The organism is Mesorhizobium sp. M7A.F.Ca.CA.002.09.1.1, from assembly GCF_003998555.1.
Classification (GTDB): domain Bacteria; phylum Pseudomonadota; class Alphaproteobacteria; order Rhizobiales; family Rhizobiaceae; genus Mesorhizobium; species Mesorhizobium ciceri.
Genome location: NZ_RZRR01000644.1, coordinates 1 through 3,325, shown reverse-complemented (window position 1 = coordinate 3,325; position 3,325 = coordinate 1). Strand labels below are relative to the sequence as shown.

The window sequence follows — 3,325 nt, the reverse complement described above, 5'->3', positions numbered from 1 at the left end:
CCCATATAGTTCATGACGCCGGTATAGTTGGTCGTCCGCGACAGCGCCCAGTGCAGGCTCTTCAGGTTCTCGTCCGCGCTCGCCGCCACCGTCAGCGTGTTGCGTCCCGGATTGACCTTGGGATAATCGAACGGTTCGAGCGGCACCTGCATGACGATCTCGTGGCCGCTCTGCCTGGCTGCCTGCATCCAGCGGCCGATGCTGTTGCCTTGCGGCGCGAAGGCCAGCGTCACTTCCGCCGGCAGCTTGGCGATGGCCGCCTGGGTGCCGGTCTGCGAAACCGAAAGTCCACCGATGACGATCGCCACCCGTGCGCCGCGCCCGCCCGACCAGGGCCGCGCATAGACGTCGAACGGCCGCCTGCCATCGGCGGCGCGCACCGGCAACGGCCCGGTCTCGCTGGCCTCGATCAGCGCCTTGTCTGGAATATGCGCGACCTTCAGGTTCTGGCCGACGGTCGACGGGTCGCGAATGACGATCGCTGCCTTGGGCGGCCCATCGCCCTCCTCCGTCTGCACATGGATGATCTGCGGCCCACCTGATTTGACCGGCGCCTCCGGCTTCGGTGCCGCCGGGGCCAATGCAGGCGGCGCGGCGGCAGGTTCGGCCGCCGCGGTCACTTTCGGCGTTGAAACGGCAACCTGTTGCGGCTTACGAAACGGCTTTTCCCTGAGCGCGATCGCGCCGGAGATGCCTGCCACCACCAGCACGGCCACTGTCGCCATGATCGCACCGCCGCTGAGCTTGCCGGCGGCGCGCGGCGGCCGGACTGCCTGTCCGAGCGGGCGTTCGATGTCCTTGCCGATATCAGTCAAGCGTAATCCCCGGGCGCATGGCTCCGAAGGCGAAGCCACTTCGAAACGGCATGCGCGAATTCATCAATCCCGGCGCACCCCCGCGCCATGCCTTGGGAGCTTTGCCTCGCCCCCGAATCAAACTGCCGGAACCTTTCGGTCCCGGCAGCATCGCATTGCTTCCATCATGCTCAAACAGAAAGATGGAGCGGCGCGTGCGCCGCTCCAGATCCCTACTGGTTGAGAACCGCCTTTTGCGGATTGGGCGGGAAGGACGGATCGGTCTTCTGGCCACGCAGCAGCTGCTCGGCATAGATGAGCTGCAGATCGTCTTTCGGATCCGGCGGCACATAGGCGGCCGAGCCCGAACCCGTCGTGCTCTCGTCGGCGCCCTTGATATGGCCCTTGAGATCGGATTCGCCACGCGTCAGATCCCTGCCCTGCAGTTCCGGCGGCAGTGGCTGTTCGACCTTGATGTCGGGCGTGATGCCCTTGCCCTGGATCGACTTGCCGGACGGCGTGTAATAGAGCGCCGTCGTCAGCCTGAGCGCACCATTCTCGCCGAGCGGAATGATGGTCTGCACCGAACCCTTGCCGAAGGACTGCGTGCCGACCACCGTGACGCGGCGCAGGTCCTGCAGCGCGCCGGCGACGATTTCCGAGGCACTGGCCGAACCGCCATTGACCAGGACGATCATCGGCTTGCCGTTGATGTCGTCGACCTGCTTGGGCTTGGCGTCGAAGCGGGTGACGTCCTTGGGGTCGCGGCCGCGCGTCGAGACGATCTCGCCGCGGTTGAGGAAGGCATCGGACACGCTCACCGCCTGGTCGAGCAGGCCACCCGGATTGAGGCGGAGATCCAGAACGTAGCCCTTCAGCTTGTCGTCGGGAATCTGCTTCTTGATGGTGTCGATGGCGTTCTCGAGGTCGTCGTAGGTCTTTTCGGTGAAGGAGGTGATCTTCATGTAGCCGATGTCGTTCTCGACCCGGAACTTGACCGCCTTGACCTTGATGATGTCGCGCACGACCGTCAGTTCGATCGGCTTGTCGGCGCCCTGGCGCAGGATGGTCAGCTTGATCGGCGTGTTGACCAGGCCGCGCATCTTGTCGACCGCATCGTTGAGGGTCAGGCCGCGAACCTCTTCGCCGTCGATCTTGGCGATGTAGTCGCCGGCCAGCACGCCTGCCTTGGCGGCCGGCGTGTCGTCGATCGGCGTGATCACCTTGACCAGATCGTTCTCCATGGTGACTTCGATGCCGAGGCCGCCGAACTCGCCCTTGGTCTGGACGCGCATATCCTGCGCCTGCTCGGCATTCATGTAGGAGGAGTGCGGGTCAAGCGAAGCCAGCATGCCGTTGATGGCATTCTCGACCAGCGACTTGTCGTCGGGCGGCGTCACATACTGTGCCCGCACGCGCTCGAAGATATCGCCGAAGATCGCCAGTTGCTTGTAGGTCTCCGACCCTGCAGCGTTCGCCGCCGAGCCGGGTGCGCCATAGACCAGGCTCATGGCGGACGCGCCCATCAGCGCACCGGCAAACAGAAGCGACAGTTTCCGCATTATTCACGTCCTTCCAGAAAAACGGTCCGCCCACCATGGGGCCGGATCGACGGGTTTTCCATCCTTGCGGAACTCGACATAGAGTTCCGGCGTGGCATTTCCATTCTTCGAAACCGAGGTGCTCGCCACCCGGGCCTCTCCCATCGCACCGATCGGCTCTCCTGCAAGCACTGATTGACCGGTCGCGACGCTGATTCTGCTCATCCCCGCCAAAACGACATGATAGCCGTCGCCTGCGTTCAGGATCAAGAGTTGACCATAAGAGCGAAACGGCCCCGCATAAAGCACATTTCCATCCGCCGGCGCGGTAACGATGGCTCCCGATTGTGTCGCAACCATGTCGCCTAGCATCACCGCGCCGTTACCGTCGTCGGCGCCGAATCGCCGCTTGATGCGGCCGGTCACCGGCAGTGCGATCTGTCCCTGCAGCGCCGAAAAGGGCACCGCGGCGGCAAGTTGGTTGCTTTCCGGAACGGGCAGCGACGCCAGTTCCGCCGGCGCGGATGTCTTGTCGCCATCCGCCGTCTTCTGCTCAGCGGCCTTGGCGGCATCGGCGGCCTTGCGGCTCTTGTCGGCCTGCGCTTCGAGCGAGGCGATCAACTCTTTCAGGCTGCCGGCCTTGGCCGCCAGCGCTTCGGATCGCTGCTTTTCCGCGGCCATTTGCGTTTGCGTGTCGGCTTCGAGCTTCTGCTTGGCCTCCAGCAGCATGCCGAGCCGCTTCTTTTCCGCCGTCTGGTCGCCGACCGCCGCCGTCAGCCGCGCCCGTTCGGCCTCGATCGACGCCGTAATCCTGGTCTGTTCCTTGAGATCGGCAAGCAGGCTATCGGTCTGCTGGCGCAGTTCCGGCACCACCGCGCCGAGCAGGATGGCGCTGCGCACCGACGACAGCGCGTCCTCGGGCTTGACCAGGATCGCCGGCGGCGGGTTGAGGCCCATGCGCTGCAGCGCGCCCAGCACTTCGGCCAGAAC

The 3,325-nt window shown here is 64.8% G+C and carries 3 protein-coding genes; all 3 read right to left on the bottom strand.

Going from position 1 to position 3,325, the window contains the following annotated elements; genetic code table 11:
* Positions 1–815 (bottom strand): divergent polysaccharide deacetylase family protein (locus EN994_RS23735; RefSeq protein ID WP_127307841.1); only part of this gene is annotated, 815 nt, incomplete at its 3' end.
* 212 nt (positions 816–1,027) lie between these two features.
* Positions 1,028–2,359, bottom strand: coding sequence for a S41 family peptidase (locus EN994_RS23730; RefSeq protein WP_024502881.1), 1,332 nt, complete (start codon positions 2,357–2,359; stop codon positions 1,028–1,030).
* Positions 2,360–3,325 (bottom strand): murein hydrolase activator EnvC (locus tag EN994_RS23725; RefSeq protein ID WP_127307840.1); only part of this gene is annotated, 966 nt, incomplete at its 5' end.